17 protein-coding genes are annotated in these 24,202 nt (G+C 51.7%); 16 read left to right on the plus strand and 1 reads right to left on the minus strand.

Features of this window, described 5'->3' with window-relative positions:
- The first annotated feature begins 39 nt into the window (after positions 1–39).
- From KXU80_RS24475 to KXU80_RS24550, 16 genes are all read left to right on the plus strand, one after another.
- Positions 40–4,164: an alpha-L-fucosidase gene (locus KXU80_RS24475; RefSeq protein ID WP_219835712.1), complete on the plus strand. Its 4,125-nt coding sequence runs from the start codon at positions 40–42 to the stop codon at positions 4,162–4,164.
- 17 nt (positions 4,165–4,181) lie between these two features.
- Positions 4,182–5,474: a Gfo/Idh/MocA family protein gene (locus tag KXU80_RS24480; protein ID WP_219835713.1), complete on the plus strand. Its 1,293-nt coding sequence runs from the start codon at positions 4,182–4,184 to the stop codon at positions 5,472–5,474.
- 237 nt (positions 5,475–5,711) lie between these two features.
- A complete protein-coding gene (locus KXU80_RS24485; protein ID WP_219835714.1) occupies positions 5,712–7,112 on the plus strand; it encodes a spore germination protein in 1,401 nt (466 codons plus the stop codon).
- Between the two features lie 26 nt (positions 7,113–7,138).
- Positions 7,139–8,272, plus strand: coding sequence for a Ger(x)C family spore germination protein (locus KXU80_RS24490; RefSeq protein ID WP_219835715.1), 1,134 nt, complete (start codon positions 7,139–7,141; stop codon positions 8,270–8,272).
- Entirely contained in the window at positions 8,269–9,360 is a 1,092-nt protein-coding gene (locus KXU80_RS24495; RefSeq protein WP_219835716.1) for a GerAB/ArcD/ProY family transporter, read from the plus strand. Before KXU80_RS24490 ends, KXU80_RS24495 begins: the two co-directional genes overlap by 4 nt.
- A gap of 182 nt (positions 9,361–9,542) precedes the next feature.
- Entirely contained in the window at positions 9,543–10,706 is a 1,164-nt protein-coding gene (locus KXU80_RS24500; RefSeq protein WP_219835717.1) for an iron-containing alcohol dehydrogenase, read from the plus strand.
- Between the two features lie 45 nt (positions 10,707–10,751).
- Entirely contained in the window at positions 10,752–10,964 is a 213-nt protein-coding gene (locus KXU80_RS24505) for an SDR family NAD(P)-dependent oxidoreductase (RefSeq protein WP_219839228.1), read from the plus strand.
- Between the two features lie 572 nt (positions 10,965–11,536).
- Positions 11,537–14,167, plus strand: a complete 2,631-nt coding sequence (locus KXU80_RS24510) for an alpha-L-rhamnosidase-related protein (protein WP_219835718.1) — start codon at positions 11,537–11,539, stop codon at positions 14,165–14,167.
- The gene (locus KXU80_RS24515) at positions 14,164–15,549 is read left to right on the plus strand and encodes a glycoside hydrolase family 32 protein (protein ID WP_219835719.1); all 1,386 of its coding nucleotides are present in this window, start codon (positions 14,164–14,166) and stop codon (positions 15,547–15,549) included. Before KXU80_RS24510 ends, KXU80_RS24515 begins: the two co-directional genes overlap by 4 nt.
- Before the next feature lie 625 nt (positions 15,550–16,174).
- Positions 16,175–16,642, plus strand: coding sequence for a histidine utilization transcription antiterminator HutP (gene hutP, locus KXU80_RS24520; protein ID WP_374987724.1), 468 nt, complete (start codon positions 16,175–16,177; stop codon positions 16,640–16,642).
- Between the two features lie 408 nt (positions 16,643–17,050).
- Positions 17,051–18,814, plus strand: a complete 1,764-nt coding sequence (locus KXU80_RS24525) for an ABC transporter substrate-binding protein (protein WP_219835720.1) — start codon at positions 17,051–17,053, stop codon at positions 18,812–18,814.
- Between the two features lie 103 nt (positions 18,815–18,917).
- Positions 18,918–19,886, plus strand: coding sequence for an ABC transporter permease (locus KXU80_RS24530; protein ID WP_219835721.1), 969 nt, complete (start codon positions 18,918–18,920; stop codon positions 19,884–19,886).
- On the plus strand, positions 19,883–20,833 hold the full coding sequence (locus KXU80_RS24535; RefSeq protein WP_219835722.1) for an ABC transporter permease: 951 nt from the start codon (positions 19,883–19,885) through the stop codon (positions 20,831–20,833). Before KXU80_RS24530 ends, KXU80_RS24535 begins: the two co-directional genes overlap by 4 nt.
- On the plus strand, positions 20,809–21,807 hold the full coding sequence (locus KXU80_RS24540; RefSeq protein ID WP_219835723.1) for an ABC transporter ATP-binding protein: 999 nt from the start codon (positions 20,809–20,811) through the stop codon (positions 21,805–21,807). Before KXU80_RS24535 ends, KXU80_RS24540 begins: the two co-directional genes overlap by 25 nt.
- Entirely contained in the window at positions 21,804–22,781 is a 978-nt protein-coding gene (locus KXU80_RS24545; RefSeq protein WP_219835724.1) for an ABC transporter ATP-binding protein, read from the plus strand. Before KXU80_RS24540 ends, KXU80_RS24545 begins: the two co-directional genes overlap by 4 nt.
- Positions 22,782–22,954: 173 nt before the next feature.
- A complete protein-coding gene (locus KXU80_RS24550) occupies positions 22,955–23,329 on the plus strand; it encodes a YmaF family protein (protein WP_219835725.1) in 375 nt (124 codons plus the stop codon).
- Between the two features lie 91 nt (positions 23,330–23,420).
- Here the strand turns inward: KXU80_RS24550 and KXU80_RS24555 are convergent, their stop codons facing one another.
- Positions 23,421–24,122: a metal-dependent hydrolase gene (locus KXU80_RS24555; protein ID WP_219835726.1), complete on the minus strand. Its 702-nt coding sequence runs from the start codon at positions 24,120–24,122 to the stop codon at positions 23,421–23,423.
- Positions 24,123–24,202: the final 80 nt, after the last annotated feature.

The following is a 24,202-nucleotide window of genomic DNA, read 5'->3' on the forward strand; positions in this document are numbered from 1 at the left end:
TGAATAGGCATCGCATTCTGATCTTGTGGAGGGGAAACCATGTGGAATTCGTTCAGAAGCAGCATTGTCAGTCCGATCGATAGGAAAAGTAAGGCGCTTGCGCGCAAGAGCTTCATCTCCCTGTTCGCTTTATCGCTATGCCTGATACCGGTTCCGACTCGGTCTCAAGCTTCTGCGGTGGAAGGAGGACTGGAAAGTGCGGAGATTTCATCAACCGGTATAAATCCGGCTCCGAGCGTCGTGCCTTCGATGCGGGAATGGATGGGGGGGACGGGCGCGTTCTCGTTAGGGGCGAAATCCATGATCATCGTCGATCCTAACGCAGCAGGCGAGCTGAAGGACGATGCGGAAGTTTTCGCTGAGGACTATGCAACGCTGTCAGGAACAAGGCTTGCGGTGGACGTCTCGGGTAAGCCGAAAAAAGGCGACGTATTCCTAACGCTGGACGCCTCGCTGACGAAGGAAGAAGGCTACACGCTTGAAATTGCCGACACGGTGACGATCCGGGGCAAAACCGACACGGGCATCTTCTACGGGCTGCAAACGATACTCCAAATTCTGAAGCAAGACCCAGCACACGGGGTTCTGCCTCGAGGCACTGCTTCCGATTATCCGGATGCATCGTTCCGTTCGTTCATGATCGATTCGGGGCATACGTTTGCGACACAGGAATATATTGAAGACATGATTCGCCAGATCGCATGGCACAAGATGAATACGCTTCACTTGCATTTAACGGACGGCTGGCCAACTGACGGCGGCGGCTTCCGCCTGAACAGCGACAAATATCCGGGGCTGGCGGATAATGACGCCTCCTACACCAAGGAGCAGATCCGCCACATGGAGGATCTGGCCAAGAAATACCACATCAACATTATTCCGGAGATCGATGTACCGGCCCATGCGCCCGTGATGACCGAATTTAACAAGAATTTGCGCTTTACGTGCGCTGGATTGAAGAACGCTTACGGGTTGATCGACATTACGAAAGAACAAAACCGCCAGTGGGTCAAAGACATGCTGGCCGAGTTTATCCAGTGGTTTGACGGTCCGATCTTCCATATCGGCACGGATGAGTATGCGACTCAAACATCCCAGGAAAGCTGCTCGGATATCGTGCAATACAGAGACGATCATGGATTCGGATCGACGGCAGATGTCTTTGTCGATTTTACGAACGAGATGAACGAGTGGGTCAAATCCTTCGGCAAACGAACGATGATTTGGAACTGGTGGGATATCGACCAAACGCCGACGATTTCGCCTTCGAAAGACATCATTGTCGAGGCATGGCGCGGAGATCCTCTTAAATACACGGCCCAAGGATATGACGTGGTCAACTCCGATGAGGTCGTGCTCTATACCGGGCCTACGGACCCGCCTGGCTATCCGATGGACTCGAACCGCGTGTATAAAACGTGGACCGTTCCGCAGGATCCGAAGCTGCTCGGCTTCAGCATGTCGAACTGGACAGGGGGCTTTGCGAGTGCAGCCCGGCCGCAGCCGGCAGACGATTACTTCGAATGGTTCAACCGCAGAACGAGGGAGGCAATGGCCGAACGGATCTGGGGAGGACCGTTGTCCGAGACGACAGCCGAATTCGAATCTCGCGTGGACCGGATCGGTACGGCGCCGGGCGTGCCGGAATACGCGCCGCACGGCGGCGAGAAATTGACGGGTACGCCGTATGGAACGTCACCCTCCTACGATGACGCCAGCGGTTACGCCAGCATGTTCGATGGCAGCTCTTCCACCTATTTCGATTACAACCTTCCAAACGGCGGCTACGCGGGGATCGATATGGGCGCCGGCAACGCCAAGAAGGTGAACAAAATTCGCTTTCTGCCAAGGCTCAACTATACGGCCCGCGTGACATACGGCAAGTTCCAAGGCTCGAATGAAGGGCCGGACAAAGGCTTCGTCGATCTGTTTACCATCAAGTGGACGGCAGATAACGGCTGGACGGAGGTGCCGGTAACCGATGAAACGCCATACCGGTGGCTGAGGTATGTCGGACCGGACAACGGCTACACCAATATGGCGGAGGTGGAGTTCTATACGGCAGAACCGAATGACTTCGCTTCCGCGAATGACGCGATTCAGGCACATTTGTTCAGCAAGAAGAAAGGCAGCATGAAAGTCTCTAAAGATCTTGCTCCCGACAATTCGTCAATTGGGGGCATGAAGGCAGGAAATTGGCTGAAATATGATCACATCGATTTCGGCGGCGGCGTCTACGATACGTTTATGGCCATGGCCGCGCTTGACAATGCTGCGTCAGAAGGTCAGCCTGTTGAAATCCGGCTCGATGCGGAGGATGGCCGCCGGATCGGCGTTCTTAAGCCGAATCCGACCGGCAGTGATCATCTATTCAAGGAGCAATATGCGGCTATTTCGTACGTATCCGGTGTTCATGACGTCTATCTGGTGTTCCCGTCCGCTACCAGGCTGCAGTTGAACTGGTTTACCTTTGGCACGAACCCGGACAACGAGTCGGCAGAGGCGAAGGAGCTGCGTACGCAATGGTTTACGAATGCCCGGTTCGGCGGCATGTACCGTTTCGGAGCGTTCACGCAGCTGGCTGGCTCGTATAACGGACAGACCCCGGCACAGGGGCCGGGAGAGCTGATCATGAACTGGGCGAATATCCCGAAGGAAGATTATTTGAAGCAGGCAGCGAAGCCGTTCAACCCGTCCGGGTTCAACGCGAAAGCTTGGGTTGCTGCAGCCAAAGAAGCAGGTGAGAAGTATATCGTCGTCACCGCGAAGGATCGCGACGGCTTCAGCATGTACGATACGACGGTCAACGATTTCCGGGATTTCAGCATGATGAAGACGAGTGAATACGGCCGCAAGAAGAACAATGAAGATCCGGTTGCCGCACTTGCGGCTGCAGCAAAGGAGCAGGGGGTGAAATTCGGCATCTATTACTCGATCTCCGACTGGTTCCATCCTGCGCAAACGCGTAATGCCGACGGTACGACGACGATGGAAGAAGGCGCGAAGGCATTATACGTGTCGGAAATGAAAGAGCAGCTGCGCGAATTGATCGAAGGTGCGAATCCCGACCTGATTTGGTTCGACGGCTCGGACAGCGAGTGGTGGACAGCGGAGGACGCCAAGGCGCTGTACACCTATGTGCGCACCTTGAAATCGGGCATTATCGTAAGCAGTGGAATTGGCAGCAGCTACGGTGACTTCCATACTTTCGAGGAAGAGGAAGGTAATAACGAAGCCGGGGAATTGCCGAATGAGTTCCGTATTCCGCTAGGCAGCAGCTTCGGTTATGTGGAGCAGAACGGTGAGTGGAAAACGGCGGATACTGCTGTAAGTGTCCTATCCAAAGCCGTATCTAAAGGCGGCAACCTGCTGCTTGGCGTTGGTCCCAAGCCGGACGGGACGCTGCCGGAGGAAAGTACACCGATTCTGAGTCAGATCGGCGAGTGGATGGGTGCAAGCGGAGATAGTATTTATGACGCCGAGGCAAGCATCTATAAGGAAGAGACGGCATGGGGCGCTGTGACGTCGAAGCCAGGCAAGCTTTTCTTGCATGTACAGCAATGGCCGGATGACGGCAAGCTGGTCATCCCGTCTCTGTTGAACGGCATCAACGGCGTCCATCCGATCGCGGATTCGTCTTCCCCCTACGCTTACCGGGTGAATGGCAAAGAGACGGTAATCGAAATCCCGCTGGAAGCGCCGGACGCATTCGATTCCGTTATCGTGGTCGAAGTGGACGGTATTCCGCAGGAGATTCCGGGAACGCCTCTTCTCGGAGAAGCATACGGGCTGGAACCCGTCTATGATCCGAACAGCACGTTTGATAAAGTGTTCGACGGTGATGTCAGCACGTATTACGACTACCTGGGAGCCAGCGATGGCTACGTCGGGCTTGACCTCGGCGAGGGGAACGAGCACCGCGTAACGTATATCCGGTTCCATCCGCGAATGTATTATGAAGGCCGCATGCTTGGGGGTAAGTTCCAGGGCTCGAACGAGGGGCCGGATAAGGGTTTTGTCGATCTGGCAACCGTCGACAAGGTACCATTGTCAACATGGAACGATATCAAAGTCGATCAGCCAGGAACATATCGCTGGATCCGTTATGTAAGCCCGGCAAACGGCTATACGAACATAGCGGAAATTCAATTTTACGGAGAATAAGGGGAAGGGAGATTGACATGAATCAGGTAACGGTCGCTTTAATCGGAGCGGGTCTCCGCGGTGGCGTGTATACGGGTTACGGGCTGAAGAACAGTCATGAGATGAAGGTGGTCGCAGTTGCCGATCCGAATATGGACCGGGTAGACGGATTCAGGCGGCTGCACGGATTGACGGAAGAGCAGTGCTTCGGCGACTGGCGGGATTTGCTATCCCGCCCGAAGCTCGCCGATGCGGTCATCATTTGCACGCAAGACCATATGCATTACGAGCCGACGATGCGCGCGCTGGAGGCTGGGTATCACGTGCTGCTCGAAAAGCCGATGTCCCCGAGCCTTGAAGAATGCTTCCAGATGAAAGCGCAAGCGGACAAGTACGGCCGTGTGCTGACGATCTGCCACGTGCTGCGGTATACGCCGTTCTTCAGCACGCTTAAGCATCTGCTTGACATCGGAGCAATTGGCCGTCTGATGTCGATCCAGCATAACGAGAATGTGGGGTACTGGCATCAAGCGCACAGCTTCGTAAGAGGGAATTGGCGCAGCTCCAAAACGTCCAGCCCGATGATACTGGCAAAATCGTGTCACGATATGGATGTACTGCTCTGGCTCGCAGGCGACGATTGCGTAAGCATTTCCTCCTTCGGCGGGCTGTCCCACTTTCGAGCCGACCAAGCCCCGAAGGGCGCACCCGAGCGTTGCCTTGACGGCTGCCCGGTTGCCGACGAATGCCCCTATTATGCGCCAAAATGGTATTTGACTTCAGAACCGGGCTGGCTCGCCCAAGCGATGAGCGATGACTTGAGCTACGAAGCCAGGTATAAGGCGTTACAGGAAGGGCCTTACGGCCGATGCGTCTATCATTGCGACAATGACGTCGTCGACCATCAAGTCGTGAATTTCGAATTCGCGAACGAAGTGACGGCCATGTTTTCGATGAGTGCTTTTACGGAAGAGTGCACCCGGACGATCAAATTGATGGGGACGACGGGAGAAATTCGCGGGGCGATGGAGAAGAACGAAATTGAAATTCTCCATTTCGGCACGGGCAAACGCGAAGTGATAACGCTCGGAGATCCGGGAGGGCATGTCGGTCATGGTGGCGGAGATTACGGACTGATGAAGGATTTTCTGAACGTCATCCGCAGCAACGGGCATACCGAAATATTGACCTCGGCCTCCACATCGGTTCAAAGTCATATGATGGCGTTCGCCGCGGAGCAATCGCGTCTTGAGAAGAGAGTCATCCATATGAAGGACATGATGCCAACTCTATCGGTTGTCGAGGAGACTATGCCCGATATAACCGCGTAAAGGCAGGGATAAGCGATACCGTAGCGAGTTCAGGACATTCTCAATCCTATTTATCGAGCCGAAGACGCAAAGCTAACCCTATTAGGGGATCGTTTTGCGTCTATTCCAACCATAAGTCCCAAGAACATAGAGAGGCACTGCTGCGAGCAGTGCCTCTCTTCTTATTTAATATCGAATAAAGCAGCGATTCTCTGCGCATAATAGGCGATGAAAATTATGGAAAGGAGTGGAAACAGCGTGGAGCCAAGCATTCCTGTGGATGTGAGCGAAAGCATGAACATTAATCATGACGCGCTGCAAGCCATTTTTCATAATTGCGCCGATGTCGTATTTAGACCGTTAAAGCTATCTGATCACGCGAACATTCTTCTCGTTTATATTGAAGAATTAACGGATTCGAACAAATTGGAACAGATTATATCGGCATGTATGATAAGTCGTGATTTCGATCGACTGGCGCAATATAAAATCGCCATTCACTTTTCGGAAATCGTGGCGAAAGTCCTGAAAGGAAGTACGGCCATCTTTCTAGATGGTAAGCCGTTTGCTTATGTAGCGGAGCTGGCCGCTTTCAAACAGCGCGCAATCAATGAACCTTCGAACGAGGCATCTATTCGCGGTCCGCGCGAGGGATTCACCGAAGACCTAAAAACAAATTTAAGCTTGATTCGAAGAATAATAAGCAATTCGAAACTCAAGTTCGAAAATCATCAAGCAGGAGAATTAACCAATACTTCGTTTGTCGTTGCGTACATCGAAGATAAAGTCAAACCGGAATTGCTTCAAGAAGTCAGGGCAAGACTTCAATCGTTCCACACGAATCAACTGCTCGATTCAGGTTATATTGAAGAATTTATTGAGGACAAGTCCTTATCCCTTTTCCCGCAAATCCAAAATACAGAACGTCCAGATACCGTTTCCGCAGGTTTGTTGGCAGGAAGAGTAGCCATTATCGTTGACGGCTCGCCGAACGCACTGGTGCTGCCAATGACATTCTGGGCAGGCTTTCAAGCAGCAGAAGACCATTATGAACGCTTCTTATACGTCTCGGCAGTCAGACTTATACGGTTCCTGCTGGCCCTCATGTCTTGTCTGCTTCCATCCATCTATGTTGCGCTTACGACGTTCCATCCACAGATGATCCCACTTGCGCTGATGCTTAGTATTTCAGCATCTAGAGAAGGAATTCCGTTTCCGACCGTTATTGAAACGCTGCTCATGGAGCTTATGTTCGAAGGATTACGGGAAGCCGGTCTTCGACTGCCTAAAGCCATCGGATCTGCTGTGAGCATCGTAGGTGCGCTTGTTATTGGGGAAGCAGCCGTCCAAGCTGGATTTATCTCTGCTCCCATCGTAATGATCGTCGCTGGTACCGGAATTGCTTCGTTCGCTTTTCCTAGCTATAGTTTGGCCTTGCCTTTTCGAATTCTACGCTTTCCGCTGCTGGTAGCAGGCGGAGTCCTTGGCCTGTACGGCGTTGCGATCGGGATTATGTTCATTATGATTCATCTTGTGACACTCAAGTCATTCGGTATGCCTTACTTAAAACCGGCAGCGCCTATTGGGCGGAATTTCTGGAAGGATACGCTGATGCGAATGAATAAACGATACATCTCGGCAGCTCAGCGAAAACAATGAAGAAAATCGGATGTCTATTCCTTCTATTGACACAGGCATTGATGCTCTCCGGATGCTGGGACAGAAATGAGATTAATGATTACGCATTCTGGATTGGAACTGCCTTGGACTTATCGGAGAACGGCAAACTTCAAAAAAGCGCCCAAATCGCGGTTCCCGCCGATTACAAGAGTGTCAAGGGCGGCGGGGGAAACAATCAAAGGGCGAACATTGTATTAACGGCGACCGGATCGTCCATCGGAGATTTGACGCAGCAGATTCAAGACAAGCTGCCTCGCAGAGTCTTTCTTGGGCATCGCAGATCCATTTTTATCGGAGAGAAGCTGGCACGGAAAGGATTAATCGACGTAATGGATCAATTTACGCGAAATACCGATACGCGTCTGCGGACGGATATTTTCGTTGTGAATAACGGAGAAGGAAAGGAACTATTGAATATTAACAGTCCGTTCAACCAATTCTCTGCGATCGTGGCTGTTGAACAAGACCGGTTTTGCCGCTTAGGAGACACGGCCTTACGAGATGTCTTAATCGATGCAGGGCGGGATGGCATTCGCCCTTCCATGCCGATGGTCGAGATTTCGCCGAAGAATCAGCAGGAGAAAAGCAAAATATTCGATGTCAGATCCGTTGCCATCTTTAATAAACATTTGCAGATGGTCGGGGAGGTGAGCGGGAGAGAATCGTTGGATTTATTCTGGGCCAAAGGTGTATTGAAAAATCAATTCGTTACGGAAGAGTTGGAAGAAGGGAGCATAGCTTTATATGAATCCAATCTAAAACAATCGATCCGAACTGCATTTGATGGCAATAAGCTGAAGGCGCATATAATACTAGCGGGAACCGGAAGGGTGCTTGAAAACAATATGGACATTGATCTTTCTGTATCCAGCGAACGCAATCGGGTCGAACGCAGGTTAAACGCAATAAAAGCAAAGCAAGTGGAAGAAACCATAAAGAAGCTGCAGCTTAAGTATGGACAGGATGTAATCGGAATCGGTGAGGAGTTTCACCGAGAGCATCCTTATCGCTGGAAAGAACTTCGGAATAGATGGGATCAATTATTTCCGACGGTTGAAGTGTCGGTTAGCGTCAAAATGAATATTCAGAGTACGGGAGATATACGCAGGCGGATCATAGGAAAAGGAGAACGAGAATGAAAATTTCAACTTGGCAGTTGTTTTGGATATTTACAACGTTAGAGATCTCGATGTCGATCTGGCTAACGATATCACCAACGGTTGAAAACGCCAACCAAGACGCGTGGATCTCTTTTGCCGTGGCAGGTTTAATTGGTCTGGTCGAAACGTTGATTTTAGTTCGAGTCAGCCAGCGGCATTCTTCCCATACGCTGGTAGAGTTTACTCAAAAGCTGTTTGGGAAGTGGGCCGGAAAGTTAATTAGTCTGATGTATATTGCGGTATGGTATTCCGTTTGTTCCGATATATTACGAATATTTTCATTATTTATTAAGCAGGTTCTATTCCACGATACGCCGGTATGGGTGATCTCAGCTTTGATGGTATCGGCAATGGTTTATATCAACATCGCCGGCAGTGTCGAGGCTATTGCACGTTTCAGTGAAATAGCAGGGCCCTTAATTCTCATCGGCATTGTCATTACATTTGCATTAAATATACCCAATTTGCACCTATCGCTTCTGCTGCCGATGTACGCGGATTCTGGAGTCGTACCCATTATCAAGGGGTCGTTCGTGAATGCGTCCTTCCTTGGAGAATCCATGATGATTATGATGTTAACGCCTTTTATCGCGAAGCCTGAAAAGCTGCTTAAGCCGATTCTATTGGCCATTTGTATTCCATCCCTAATCGCAATTGTAGCGACAATTATGGTCATTGCAACATTCGGAACATCAATCGGATCGACCATGTATTTTCCGTATTTTGCTATGGTTCGCTTTATTAATTATCTGGAGTTCGTTCAAAATATGGATGTCTGGATTGTGTTCATCTGGATTTTCAGCGTATTAGTAAAGCTGTCCATTTACTTGTTCATCAACAGTTATGGAACAGCACAATTGTTTGGTAGCAAGAAATGGCGGGGAATGATTGGATTCACTGCACCCGTCATATTCGCTATTTCCTTACTGCCTACAAACATCTATGGTGTGATGGATTATGCGAACTTTGTTTGGATTCCATACATTTTCCCTATTTTCATCGTCGGTTTACCGGTTATTTTTCTTCTTGTTAGTCTTATTAGAGGCCGGTCATTCGCAGCTTCATAGTGCAAGAAGCTTGCGTGATTTTCCGCACGTCAAATTTATGACCATTTTCGGTTTTTATTAGGTGTAATAAGCATGATCGAGACAAACAATAGGACTCGATAGTCGGTTTCACTGCCAAAATCGTTGTGTATACGGAATAGGCTTCTAAAATAAAAAAATATTCGAACTGGAGGACATGAGACATGGATAACTTTCAATTTCAAAATCCGACGAAGCTTATTTTTGGAAAAGGTACGCTGAAAAATTTACAGTCCGAAATCCCGGCATACGGCAAGCGCGTACTTCTTCTATATGGCGGAGGGAGCATCAAACGAAGCGGTTTATACGATCAAGTGATGGATCAACTAAAAGAACTTGATGCATTTGTCGTTGAGCTAGGCGGGGTTGAGCCAAATCCCCGGCTTACTACGGTTAATAAAGGGATCAGCCTGATTAGAGAAAACAAGCTGGATTTCATTCTGGCTGTAGGAGGAGGCAGCGTTATCGACTGCGCGAAATCCATTGCAGCAGGAACGCACTATGAAGGCGATGTGTGGGATATCGTAATCAATAAGGCCGTGCCGGTAGCTGCTACGCCGATCGGCGTTGTCTTGACATTGGCAGCTACCGGCAGCGAAATGAACGGCAACTCGGTCATTACGAATTGGGAATTAAAAAGCAAGCGTTACTTTGGTTCAATCCTTGTTTATCCCAAATTCAGCATTCTGGATCCGGAATTAACGTATTCCGTTCCGCTTGATCAAACGATCTACGGAATTGTGGACATCATGTCGCATGTGTTTGAACAATATTTCCATGCCACCGAAAGCGCACCCATACAGGAACAAATTGGCGAAGCTATCCTGCGAACGGTTATTGAGACAGCGCCGAAGCTGGTGAAAGAGCTGAACAATTACGATTACCGTGCAATTATGATGCTAAACGGTACGCTTGCATTAAACGGACTATTGGCGATGGGTGTACGTACCGATTGGGCGACGCACAATATCGAACACGCCGTTTCGGCCGTTCACGATATTCCGCATGGCGGCGGATTGGCGATTCTATTCCCGCATTGGATGGAACACGTCGCGAAGACTAGACCTGAGAAAATTGCGCAGTTAGGCGAACGGGTATTCAATCTTGCGAAGGAAGGCAAGTCCGATGCACAGTTGGCCGCAGAAACAATCGCAAGTCTGAGGGCATTTTGGACTTCAATTGGCGCGCCGGCAACGCTTTCGTATTACGACATTGATGAGACGGAAATCGAGAAAATGGTGGAAAGCGCCATGATCACTCCGACGATTGGTAGTTATGTGCCGTTAAAGGCTGAGGATGTTCGTAACCTATTACGAAAATCACTTTAACTTAGAGCCGTCCTTCCCGGCACGCGTGAAAGAAAGCAAGGCACGATTGTTAATGTCTCTTCTCTCAACGGAGTAATTGGGATGCCATCGCTTGGCTATTACAGTGCAAGTAAATTCGCTCTTGTAGGCCTGACAGAAGCATTCTGGCAAGAAGTAGAGCCGCTTGGCATTAAGGTTCTACTCTTAGAACCGGGCGGCATGAAAACTGGAATCATGCAAAAAATCGTCAATAGCACCGGTCATAATCAAGATGATTGAGCAGGAGGACAAGCCTTAAACAGAGTTCAGCGCATGGGAAAGTACATCTCGCAGTACAAATTTCCCAGCAAGCTAACAGATAAATAGGATAACTGGCCGCCGGTAATCGGCGGCCTTTTTGAGTTTTCTGCAGCTATAATCCATACATGGCAATTTACCCCTTTAAAGCTCTGTTTGTGTGTACTTATTTTTTTATCTATAAACTCGAGGCGCATGACTTTATTTTTCTAAAGCATATTAAAAAAATAGCCTCCTTATGAAGAAAATGAATACCTGCTATACCTTCAACGAGATGGTGATTTTGAACTAGAGATTCCCATTCGGTTTTCCAACGATTTATTTCAGTAAACACGCTCGAAAAGGCTGCTCCCTTTTCCGTAATTGAATATTCAACTGACACATCTGCATATCATTCCTTTCTATTACGAGTACCGGACAAAGACTTTCATTTTCCAGACGGCTGGGCATTTTCGGCGGCGAAGGATGAAATTGACTTCGTAGAGCGAATTGTTAATAGGACTCATCCTGTTCTCGCAAACGGTTCTATCATTCTGGTTAAGGAGGTAAACATAGTGGAAGAGAAAGAGTTGTACCGAGAGAACGTTCGCCCGCAGTTTCATTTTACGACGGAGAAGGGCTGGATCGGCGGAGTGATCGGCCTGGATTGGCAAGCGGGACAGTGGCATCTCAGGTATGAACATCGGGAGTTGGGCAGCGGCGAGCCGGCTAAAAGGGCAGGATACGCGACCAGCAAGGATCTCATCCACTGGCATGAGGCCGAAGCGAATTCCGATGGTCGGCATATGGCGTACACGAATGCTAAGCGCCCATTGGAATCCCAGCTCATTGAGCTGCCGGTGGACGGCAATCGGCATCAGCTGAAATGGCTTCGACTCTATGACAACCAGACCTATGAGCTTGGTCAATTCATCGAGCAGCGATTCATCGCTGAAACGGCCCGAATGCCGTTCGGTACAGGGTGGTTGGCTAATGCATGGACGTTGAAGGAAGCCGATAAACGTTGTATCTTGGTCGGCACCGGTCATGGGAACCCGGCTTCGGAATCACCGTCTGAACAGCTGCTGCTTATTCCGACTGAGCTGAAGCTGCGTACGACGGAGCAGGGAATCCGGCTGCAAGCGATGCCTGTTCATGAACTAGAGCGTCTGCGCATCTGGCATAGAAGATGGTCAGGCGTTGACGTGCATCATGAGCAGCGATTTGCGCAGGAATTGCAATTTCGAATCGCTCCGGGTGAATGGCCGGATATACGAATCTTACCAGCCGACAATTATCCGGATGCGATCACTTCGGATCTGCTTGATGTCGAGCTGGCGCTTGAAGCCGAGGCGGATACGCTGCTCGACATTGAGCTGTACGGGATCGGTATTACGGTGGATATGAGTCGGCAGCAGCTTCAATGCCAGGGCGTAACCGTGCCGTTGCCGGCCGTAAGAGGGACCTTAACGCTTCGCATGCTGCTGGATACGGCATCGCTTGAGCTATTCGCCTGCGAGGGCGAGGCTATCATGTCCGTTGCGGCTAGGCCGGACTATGCCAAACGTACGATTCAGCTGCAATGTCCTAGAGGAAGGGTAAGCGCGGCAGCTATTGAAGTATTCGGGCTTCGCGGCATTTGGCCGAAGCCGGAAGCAAGGCAGCTCATTCAGGACGCAGCCGAGGACGATACGGTGGTCTACCGGTCGAACAGCTACACGATCTTCAATCATCGCATCGAAGACGCCGTTTACGGAGAACCGCCGGCTTACGTGCCTGACCGTAATACCATCGTTTCGCCGACGCGCGTTATTGAAGATTTTGTGTGGCGCGATACGGAATGGAATGATATGACCCGGGTCATCGACCGCGATTCGGTATGGCATCCCCGCGCAGAGATAGCGAGCCTCCCGGACCTTCATACCGGACATGCGACGATCGATGCGGCGTATCGCTTAGCCTCTGACATCTTCTATCGGTGCGGTTCGGCCGAATTTGCGCTTCAGGGTGAGGTGGGCATGTGGACGGCGGGGCAGTTCCAAGGACCGGGCGAAGGCTTCGGCGTGTGGGTGCGGGATACGATGCACGTGGCCCTGCGTTCGGGTAATATATTGGACCCGGAAGGCGCGAGAAGATCGCTGCTCCGAACGACAACGGGCGGCTTCGATAATGGCGTCGACGGCACGGCTATGCCTATTGTCGGCATCTGGGATTATTATTTGGCGACTGGCGACCTGTCTTTGGTACAAGAAACCTGGTTCAATCTCAAGCGTCGTATCGCCAAGCTGGAAGAGAGCTTCGATACGGACCAAGGACTGGTTCGTGCCGAGCAATCCACATCCAATGATGCTTTCCCCGAGCCTGAATGCGGCGGCTTCAGCCTTGCCACTGAAATTTATTTCATGGAGGCCTTCCGGGCTATGGCGCGAATGGGCGCATACATGGAAGAACCAGAGCATCAAGTGAAGGCTTGGACGGACATGGGAGAGCTTCTGTTGCGCAATATTCAAAGTCAATATTGGAACGAAGAAGCGGGTTATTATACAAGCGGCCCGATTGGCAGCGATAGCTATGTTCACGGCTATTGGGAATCCTCCGGACAAGAGATGGCCATGTGGCCGCGTTACGGAATTGCCACGAAGGCGCAGCGGAAAAGCATATTGGACCGGCTTCCGGAAGTTGCGATGAATGAGTTCGGCGTCAATGTGTTCCCTTACCGCCAAGAAACGAACCACTTCTGCAACTCGGCTTGGGTTGTCTGGACAAGCGGGATGGCGGCTGCCGCGGGAAGGGAAGGACGCTTGGATCTCTTAACGACTTTCATTGCGCAGCAGGTGCGTAACGGCGTCATGAATAAGACGTTCTATGAAGTCATTGATTTTGAGACCGGTAAAGCATGGCGCTGGCCGGGCCAGCTGTGGCATGCCGCAGGCTTCATCTCTTACTTTTACTTGGGCGTTTTGGGGATGGAATATGAGGAGCAGGGTCTTATTTTTGCCCCGGCAGTGCCCGAAATGCTGCGTGATCTTCACGTAGAGAACCTTCGCTACCGGGCTGCGCAGCTGGAAATCGTCGTCCATGGCTGGGGGACGGCATTCATCATGAAATGTAACGGAGAAACGGTAACGCATATGCCAGCCGATATAAGCGGCAAGCACATGATCGAATTTTGGGCTGTAGAGCCAGGAGAGGCGGAATTCAAGTGAATCAAAATTTGTACAGACCGACCTATCATTTTATGCCAGAGCAGAACTGGATGAATGATCCGAACGGCACGATCTTTTTCGAGGGGTATTATCATTTGTTCTACCAATATAACCCGTATGGCGACAAGTGGGGAACCATTCATTGGGGGCATGCACGCAGCTTGGATCTCGTGCACTGGGAGCATCTTCCGATCGCCCTTTACCCGTCCGGAGAGCTTGGCGAAGTGCATTGTTTCTCCGGCTGTGCCGTGCATGACGGGACGGAAGCTAGAATCTTCTACACGAGCATCGGCGATGGCGAGCGTAATCCGGCGACGGGCGCCGAGCAGTGGATGGCGGCAAGCACCGACGGCCTGCTGACCTGGCAGAAGCATCCGGGCAATCCTGTCATCACGTCCGCGGTTCACGGCGATGCGGATGTCAGGGATTGGAGGGATCCATTCGTATGGCGGGAAGGCGAGGACTGGTTTATGGTCATCGGTGGATCGTCTGAAGGCAAGGGCTGCGTCACGATTTACAAATCGGAGGATCTCACAAGCTGGACATTCCTGAACTTTCTCTATAAGGATGAAGGTGAATTCTCGTGCGAATGTCCGCTGATCTACCGTGAAGGTGACCGGTATGTGCTCATCTACTCGCCGGGTGGCGTCGTGCAATATATAACGGGGACGCTATCGGATTCGTATCAATTGGTTCCTGAAGCGAGAGGCGTCGTCGACCCTGGGAGCTGGGAAGGCTACTATGCGCCGAACCTGCTTATCGATGACCGAAACAGATGTATTCTGTTCGGCTGGATGCCTGATGAGGCGAGAGGGAAGTTCGAAGGCATCTCCGGCTGGTCCGGCGTTCAGGCGCTGCCGCGGGAGCTTACGCTGACCGATTCGGGCAAGCTTGCCATAAAACCTGTCCCCGAGCTGCAGAAGCTGCGCGGGCGTCACTCCGGACAGGAAGAGCTCGTTCCAGCTGGTGCTGACCGAATTGCAGGTATCGAAGGCAGAGCGCTTGAGCTGAGCCTTGAGCTCGATCTTGCCGGTGCCGAATCGCCGTTTCGTATCAGTGTCCTGCGCTCTGCGGACGGCCAAGAAGAGACGTGCATCGTGATCGATCGGGCCGCGCAGCAAATTACGATCGACCGAAGCCGGTCGAGCTTGTCGCCTTTGCCGCACAGCACGCCGATATCCGGCAATTACGAGACGACGGACGGACGGCTGAAGCTTAACATATTCGTCGACCATTCGACAGTCGAAGCGTTCTGCAACGAGACCATGTGCCTATCTGCTAGAGTCTATCCTACGCTTGCGCATAGTACGGGCGTCCTGCTGTATGGGGAACCGGCACATTCGCCGCTCATTCAATTCGATCTATGGGAACTGTCGCAGTAAGCGACCGCCTCGAATTGTACCGATCTCCATTCCTGCATAGATGGAGGCGGAGATGCTGCCGGTTACGGTCATTTCCTGAATACGGATCCGTTTTACGCGGCGCTCATGGCGAATCCTTGGATGCTTACCGGCCCGGAGGTGCTGCTGACGAAGCCGGAATATAAGGGGGAGAAGCAGGGTGGTATGGCCATGAACGAAGGTCCCTGCTTCCTCATTCGACACGGACGCGTTTGCCTAGTCTATTCCGCCAGCACGACGTGGCCCCGACGACTATGCGCTCGGCATGCTAGCGGCGAATGCGTACAGTGATCTTGGAGACATTAAGCCTCATAAGCTGGAACATAGAGGGAATACACGATTGACGTATCGCTTCATCTTGGTTTATACCGGAATTTCGGAAGCGTTTACAAGATGTTATGTTTTATGACAAATAAATATTGACAGTTTTTATGAATTGGTAGTAAATTAGAGCTAGGTTCGATTAGTTTTTAGTAGGCGGAAGATGCTTTGAAGAAAAGGGATTTCATCTCGTTTTTTCAGGCTTTTTTTATAGCCATTGTTCTGACTGCTTCAGCAATTTACAAGAAGATGCCGGCACCAAGTCAAGTCAGGAGACGAGATTGAGATGATGCAAAACTTTTCAGAGGACGCAGCCTTTCCGATCGGCAAGCTATCGATTCTACTGGCCGTTCTTCAGAATCATGAATGGAAGCAAACGGTCGAACAAATGCTGATTTCGCAAGGCTTTAAGTATACGATCGGTCGTGTTGGCGCGATGGATATGATTAAAGTGGTGGCAGCCATCGAAACCGCGGGCAAGAATAACCGCATCATTGACAGCGAGAATTACCGCGAGGTCCATGCTTTATATCATGCGATCATCGAAGCTATCCAGAGCATCGGCAGAGGCGTCGTACAGTTTGGCGATATTTTGCGGACGGTAGGGTTGACCTTTACGATTGTGAGGGGCGAGATGACTGGAGCGATCGCGCATGAGGGAGAATGGATTGCGGTTTGCGTATACGGCACCATAGGTGCTCCTAAGAAAGGCTTCGAGCATGAGGCCATTGGATTTGGTTTTAATCATATCTAGTCTTGCATGAACGTTATGATTAAAGCTAAAACAGTTTTTAAAGATAAATAGGCTATTTAGTCGATAGTGAATTTAGAAGCCGATACCTTTTATTTTGGTATGGGCTTTTTGTGCTTCCAAACCAGCTGCGGTCGAGATTTTGCAGCTTGTATAGAAGTTGGATTACAGAAATTGCCGTGTAACTATCATGTTACATAGATCAACAAATTTCGTCAAAAACAGCGCATAATTCTCTAATTATATATTTTTTTAAATAAAAATTACAAATTCCTATTTACAATCTCGAAATTTAAAGGTTAGAATGTAATAGTCTTGTTAGTTTTAATTACATATAAGATTTAATTTTTTGGCAAGACGATGCATGAGGAGAACTGTGATTTTGTTAAATAATGACGGGGATGTGGGAAAATGAGGAAAATAAAAAAAGCTACTGTACTGTTGTCCACGCTTACTTTGACGGCATCTTTACTTGCTGCTTGTAACGATTCCAACACAGAATCGAACAACCAAGCGGCCGCCAATAACACCACCAAAAATGAAACGCCAGCAGCAACGAATGAAACGCCAGCGGCAAATGAAAGCACTACACCAGCTCCGGATGCCCCTGTTGACGGCGGAAGCCTCGTAGTCGGCACGTTCTCGGACATCAACACCGTCAATCCGATCTATATTGGAGATACTTCCTCAGGTGATTTGGGAACATTCGTCAACGCGAATGTGTACGACATCGACCGTTCCAACAATTTGGTTGTCGAGCCATGGTCCCTTGCATCGGAGCTCCCAGTAATCAGCGCGGACGGCTTGACCTACACGATCAAGCTGAAGCCTGAAGCAAAATGGAGCGACGGTCAGCCGGTTACGGCAGACGACGTTAAATATACGTATGATACGATCAGAAATCCTGATGCCGGCGCGCCTGGCATCAGCACAGTCGACAAGATCGATAAGATTACGAAAATCGACGAGCACACGGTTGAAATCAAACTGAAGCAGATCTACGCACCGTTCCTGTACACGCTGGCTTCCTCGATCGTGCCTTACCATATTCTGAAGGACGTACCGGTGAAAGAGCTGGAAAAAAACCCATACGGAAAAGATCCAGCTAAAACGATCACGAACGGACCTTGGAAATGGACGAAATGGGAAGCAGGCCAATACAATACGGTTGAAGCCGACCCGAACTACTGGGGCAGCGTGAAACCGCATATTAAAACGGTTACGATCAAAATCTACGCCGACCAAAACACGCAAACCCAAGCGCTGATCAAGGGCGATATCGACCTTGTGTCGTCGGTGCCTCTGACGATCTTGGATACGGTCAAAGCGAAAGACAATATCAATGTCGTATCTCAGCCTGGCCCTCAATACGAATTTATTCAGTTCAACTTCAAAGGGGATAACTTCCCTGACAAATACGTGCTGTTCCAAAGCCAGAAGACACGCCAAGCGATCGCAACAGCGGTTAACCGCCAAGGTATGGTCGACAACATCCTGAAGGGCACGGGCACGCTCTTGAACGCACCGTTCCTTTCGACTTCGTGGGCTTATGACGCGAGCGCAGCGACCAACTACGCTTACGATACGGAGCAAGCGAAGAAGCTGCTGGCGGACGATGGCTGGAAACCGGGCAAAGACGGCATCCTCGAGAAGGACGGCCACCGCTTCTCCTTCGAACTGCAATACAACGCAGGTAACGCCCGCCGCGAGCAAGTCGCAGCCGTCGTTCAACAAAACCTGAAGGACGTTGGCATCGAAGTTGTTCCGAAAGCGATTGAATTCTCGGCTTGGATCGATCAGAACGTCACGCCGGGCAAATTCGAGGCGCTGCTGCTTGCTTGGTCGCTCAGCAACCCGGATCCGGACGGAGAGAGCATCTTCTCCTCGAAGTACTTCCCGCCTGCCGGCCAAAACTCCGGTTGGTACAAAAACACGAAGCTCGACGAGCTGTGGGTGAAAGGCTACTCCACCGTCGATCAGAATGCGCGCAAAGCGGCTTATGCCGAAGCCGCCAAAGAAATTTCGACCGACCTGCCTTACGTATTCCTGTATCAATACGGCGCGCCGGAAGCGTTCGACAAAAACAAAGTTAAATTTGACGAAGCAGATAAGCCGGAAGCGACGCTCGGCTATGGATACTTCTACCACGCCATCAAATGGTGGACCGTGAAATAACGCGGAACGCCAAGCCTGTACAACTTTAGAAACGACATTCTATGGATAAGAAGGGAAGGTCCATCCGGTCCTTCTCTTCTTCCTTATTAAGGGGGTATGTGACGTGACGGAATATTTCATAAAGCGCGTTCTGCAATCGGCGCTCGTGCTGCTGCTTATCGCCATTTTAAGCTTTTTGCTGATTCACGCGGCCCCGGGCGGTCCGAAGACGATTTATTTGTCGCCGGGTCTGTCCAACGAAGCAGCTAAGATTCAAGCGCATAATCTCGGACTTGACCGTCCGCTTCCAGTCCAATTCTTTAGTTGGCTCGGAAATTTGCTGAAGGGCGACCTCGGCTATACGTTCAAGAACCATGTTCCTGTAGGCAAGATCGTGTGGCCGACAATCGGTCATACCATGATTCTGATGGGCACCGCCTGGGTGCTGTCGCTCCTGATTGCTATTCCTTGGGGCATCTACAACAGTACGGTCGAGTACAGCTTATCCGATCAGACGGCGTCCTTCGTCGCCTACATCGGCTTCGCGATGCCGACGTTCTGGTTCGGCATTATACTTCAGGAACTATTCTCGCTTAAGTGGGATCTGTTGCCCTTATCCGATATGTATACAATGGGCAAGGAAGGCAATTTGCCCAACTTGCTGCTTCATCTCGTCCTGCCGGTCAGCGTGCTGACGCTCGGTTTCCTTGCGGGTTATTCCAAGTATGCGCGCTCGAGTATGATTGAGGTCATGGACCGAGATTATATCCGGACGGCTCGGGCGAAAGGGTTGCCGGAGCGGCGCGTCATCTTCCGCCACGGCCTGCGCAATGCGCTTATTCCGATCGTGACGCTGCTTGGCCTTGATCTGCCGATTCTGGTGGCAGGGGCTGCGCTGACGGAGAGTGTGTTCAACTGGCCGGGCATGGGCCGGCTGTTCGTGCAGATGGCTATCTCGCGGGAATATTCCGTGCTGATGGCGATCACGCTGATTGTCGCGGTATTCGTCATCATCGGCAATTTGTTCGCGGACATTCTGTACGCGCTTGTCGATCCGCGAGTTCGGCTGGACCGGAAAGGAGGCTCGGCATGAGTGAAGCAAGCGTAACCTTGAACGAAACCCCCGCAATTTCGAAGCCGGGCCGCCCGGCGAGCGCATGGCGTACGGGTTGGAAGAAGTTTTCAGCGAACCGCTTCGCGCTGGTTGGCCTTTACGTGATGATTTTTTTCCTGATTGTCGCCTTCGCGGCGCCGCTCATCGCGCCGTTCAGTCCAACGAAAATTGATATGATGTTCCCGAACCTTCCGGCGGGCTCGGGCAATCACCTGCTCGGCACGGATGTACTGGGACGCGACATCTTCTCGCGCTTGGTCTACAGCAGCCAGGTTTCGCTGCTCGTCGGTTTCGCCGTCGCGTTCGCGGCAGTGCTTATCGGGACGTTGATCGGGGCTATCTCCGGCTACTTCGGCGGGTTCGTCGATACGTGCTTCATGCGTCTCGTTGACGTGATGAACTCCATTCCGCTGTTGTTCTTGAACATTCTAGTATTGGCAATCTTCGGAAATAAGTTCTACTATATGATTCTCGTGCTGTCGCTTACAAGCTGGATGGGCGTGGCGCGGCTCGTGCGCGGCTCGTTCCTGCAGCTGCGGGAGATGCAGTACGTCGAAGCAGCGAAGGCGATCGGCGTGTCGGATTGGGGCATTATTTTCCGCCATTTGCTTCGCAATGCGTCCGCGCCGATTATCGTTAACGCGACCTTGATGGTCGGCGGCGCCATTCTGACCGAGTCGGCGTTGTCCTACCTCGGCCTCGGCATTCAAATTCCGCAGACGAGCTGGGGGCAAATGCTGTCAAACTCGCAGGAATACATGCTGGTTGACCCGATGCAGGCGGTATACCCGGGCTTCTGCATCCTGATCGTCGTGCTGGCGGTCAATTTTATCGGAGACGGGCTGCGCGACGTGCTTGATCCGCGGCAGCGCGCGATGCTCTCCCCAAGGAGGTTAGACCGGTGGCGAAAAAGATTCTTGAAGTAAACAACTTGACGGTCGGCTTCCCAAGGGAGGACGGGCTGCTGAAGGCGACCGACCGCGTTTCCTTCTCGATCGAGGAGGGGCAGACGCTGTGCGTCGTCGGGGAGTCGGGCAGCGGCAAGAGCGTGACGTCGCTCGCGATCATGCGGCTGATCGATTACGCCGGCGGTATCGTCGCTGGCGGCGAGATCCGCTTCGACGGCGAGGAGCTGACGAAGAAGCGCCAAAGCGAGATGAACCGAATTCGCGGCGAACGGATGGCGATGATTTTCCAAGATCCGATGTCTGCGCTCAATCCCGTCTTCTCGGTCGGCGAGCAAATCGCCGAAAGCCTGCGGACGCACAAAGGCATGAACAAGAAGGACGCATGGAAAAGAGCCGTAGAGCTTCTTAAGCTGGTAGGAATCCCGGAAGCGGAAATCCGCGCGAAGCAATATCCGTTCGAAATGTCGGGCGGCATGTGCCAGCGGGTTGTGATCTCGATGGCGCTGGCGTGCGAGCCTGAGCTGATTATCGCCGATGAGCCGACGACTGCGCTCGATGTAACCATTCAAGCTCAAATTCTCGACTTGCTCCGCCGCTTGAAGCGCGAGCACAAAACCGCCACGCTGCTCATTACGCACGATATGGGCGTAGCTGCGGAGATGGCTGACCGAATTGCCGTTATGTACGCAGGCGCAATCGTTGAAGAGGGAACGGTTGATGATATTTTCAATACGCCTCGTCATCCCTATACTGTTGGGCTGCTTCGTTCTATTCCCCGGATTGAGGAAGAGCCGGGAAAAGAACTCTATACGATTCAGGGCAGCATACCGGGAATCGGTGAAATTCCTAAGGGCTGCAGGTTCAATAACCGTTGTCCCCACACGACGGAACGCTGTTTGAACGAAGAGCCGCCGCTGCTTGCGGCGAAAGCGAATGAAGGCCATCGGGCGGCTTGCTGGTTAGACGGAATTCCGGAGGTGGCGGCACGATGACGAATGAGTATTTGGTAGAGGCCAAGCAGTTAAAAAAATATTTTCCGATCAAGAAAGGGCTGCTTGGACGCGTTGCGGGCCACGTAAAGGCAGTCGATAACGTCAATTTTGGCGTTCGCCCCGGCGAAACGTTTGGTCTTGTAGGCGAATCGGGCTGCGGCAAGTCGACGCTCGGCCGTGTCATGCTGCACCTGCAGAAGGCGACAGGAGGCGAAGTGCTGTTCGAAGGGCGGGATATTCAACAGGCCGGCCCGAAAGAACTGCGAGCACTCCGTGAGGAAATGCAAATTATTTTCCAGGATCCGATGGGCTCGTTAAACCCGCGTTTCCTGATTCGGGATCTCATTGGCGAGCCGCTTCGTCTTCACCGCCGCATGTCGGCGCTCGACATCGACGACCGGGTCGTCGAGCTGATGGATATGGTTGGTCTGGATACGAGCCGGCGCAATCGGTACCCGCATGAGTTCTCCGGCGGTCAGCGTCAGCGGATCGGCATTGCGCGCGCTATTGCATTGAACCCGAAATTCATCGTTGCGGACGAATCGGTATCCGCGCTTGACGTATCCGTTCAATCTCAAGTATTAAATCTCATGATGAAGCTGCAGAAGGACCTCGGTCTGACGTATCTGTTCATCGCGCATGGTCTTAATGTCGTAAGGCATATCTCGAATCGGGTCGGCGTCATGTACTTGGGTAAGCTCGTGGAGGTTGCGCCTGCGGACGAGCTGTTCGCCCGTCCGGGCCATCCGTATACGAAAGCGCTGATGTCGGCTATCCCGCAGCCGTCACCAGGTCAGAAGCGAGACCGCATCATGCTGCAAGGCGAAGTGCCTTCTCCGGTCAATCCCCCTTCGGGCTGCAGGTTTCATCCGCGCTGTCCGTACGCGCAGGATCGCTGCCGGACCGAAGAGCCGCTCCCGCAGTCGATCGGGTTTGACAGAGAGGTTGCTTGTCATTTCCCGCTTTCCGTTTAGCTAGTAATTGAGTCCGGCCGTAAACAGCCTGCGTCCTGCATTTTGCCGGATGCAGGCTGTTTGCTTTGGACGGCGCATGGTTTCCCTGGGGGGCGGCAGCTGCCCAGCACGCCGGAACGGTTGCCTCAATAAGATGAGGTGGGACCATTGTATCCCGGGGAGGGGCAAACCAAGTGAAGAAGAAGCAAGCAGCCATCAAGAAGATAACGGGAAGCGCTTATGGTAATTCAAGAAAACAACGGCATGTTCATGAATTCGCAGGCAGCACCCGGTTGGCCGAAGAAGGCAACGATCGGCATAATCACCGGTTTGCGGGCGTCACGGGGCAAGCGAAGAGAAAAGGAAAGAGTCATGTCCATGAAATTGACTTGACCCACACCGATTTCTTTGGTCATTTTCATAATTTGAAGAAGATCACATCCGGTCCTGCGGTCCGAGTAGGAAAGGGCAAACATGTTCATTTTGTTCATGGACGAACGACGTTAGAAGACGGTCACGTGCATCCATTCAAGTTTGCAACGTTGATAGAATCCCCTCTTACCAAGTGAGCATGCTCAAGTAATTGAGTAAACTGCCCTAACAAATACAGGCCGGAACACCACGATGCGGGTGTGCCGGCCTGTCCTGATTGATTAGGTTCTAGCGTCCTTCGACGTGAAGCTCGTCGCCGGGAGCCACTGCTTGTCCTTTCAGGCCAAGCTCTTCCAGCTGCCGTACGAACTGCTCGGCATCCTGCTTGATCGCAGGGAAGGTGCTGTGATGAACCGGAACGGTCAGCTTCGCGTTGTACCATTGCGCCGCTTGGAGCGCGTCCTCGGGTCCCATCGTATAATAGTCGCCGATCGGCAGGAAAACGACGTCGATCGGATGGCGTTCGCCAATCAGCTTCATATCGCTGAACAACGACGTATCGCCTGCATGCAGAATCGTTAAGCCTTCGGCGAAGATGAGGAAGCCGGCAGGCATGCCCGCGTACAGAATCTGCTTCGTTTCTTCAATGACGATGCCCGAGCTGTGGAAGGCTTGGACCATTTTGGCTTTGGCGAAGCCGAGATCGACTGTTCCGCCGATGTTCATTCCGATCGTATTGGATACGCCCTGCCAGGACATGTAGGCTGCGAGCTCGGCGATCGATACGACCGGAGCACCGCTGGCCTTCGCGATCGGCGCCGCATCGAGGATATGATCCTGATGGGCATGGGTCAGCAGCACGGCATCTGCCTGTACATCTTCCGGCTTGATCTTGGCAGCGGGGTTGCCGCTTAGAAAGGGATCGATGATGAGCGATTTGCCTCCGGTATGGATTTGAATACAGGCATGGCCATGGTAATTGATTTTCACAGCGAACACACTCCTCATTGGTTAAGAATACTGACTAAGCCGCGTCTCTAGCTCATCTTGTCAGAAAATTCGCTGTAATT

The organism is Paenibacillus sp. R14(2021) (genome assembly GCF_019431355.1).
Classification (GTDB): domain Bacteria; phylum Bacillota; class Bacilli; order Paenibacillales; family Paenibacillaceae; genus Paenibacillus_Z.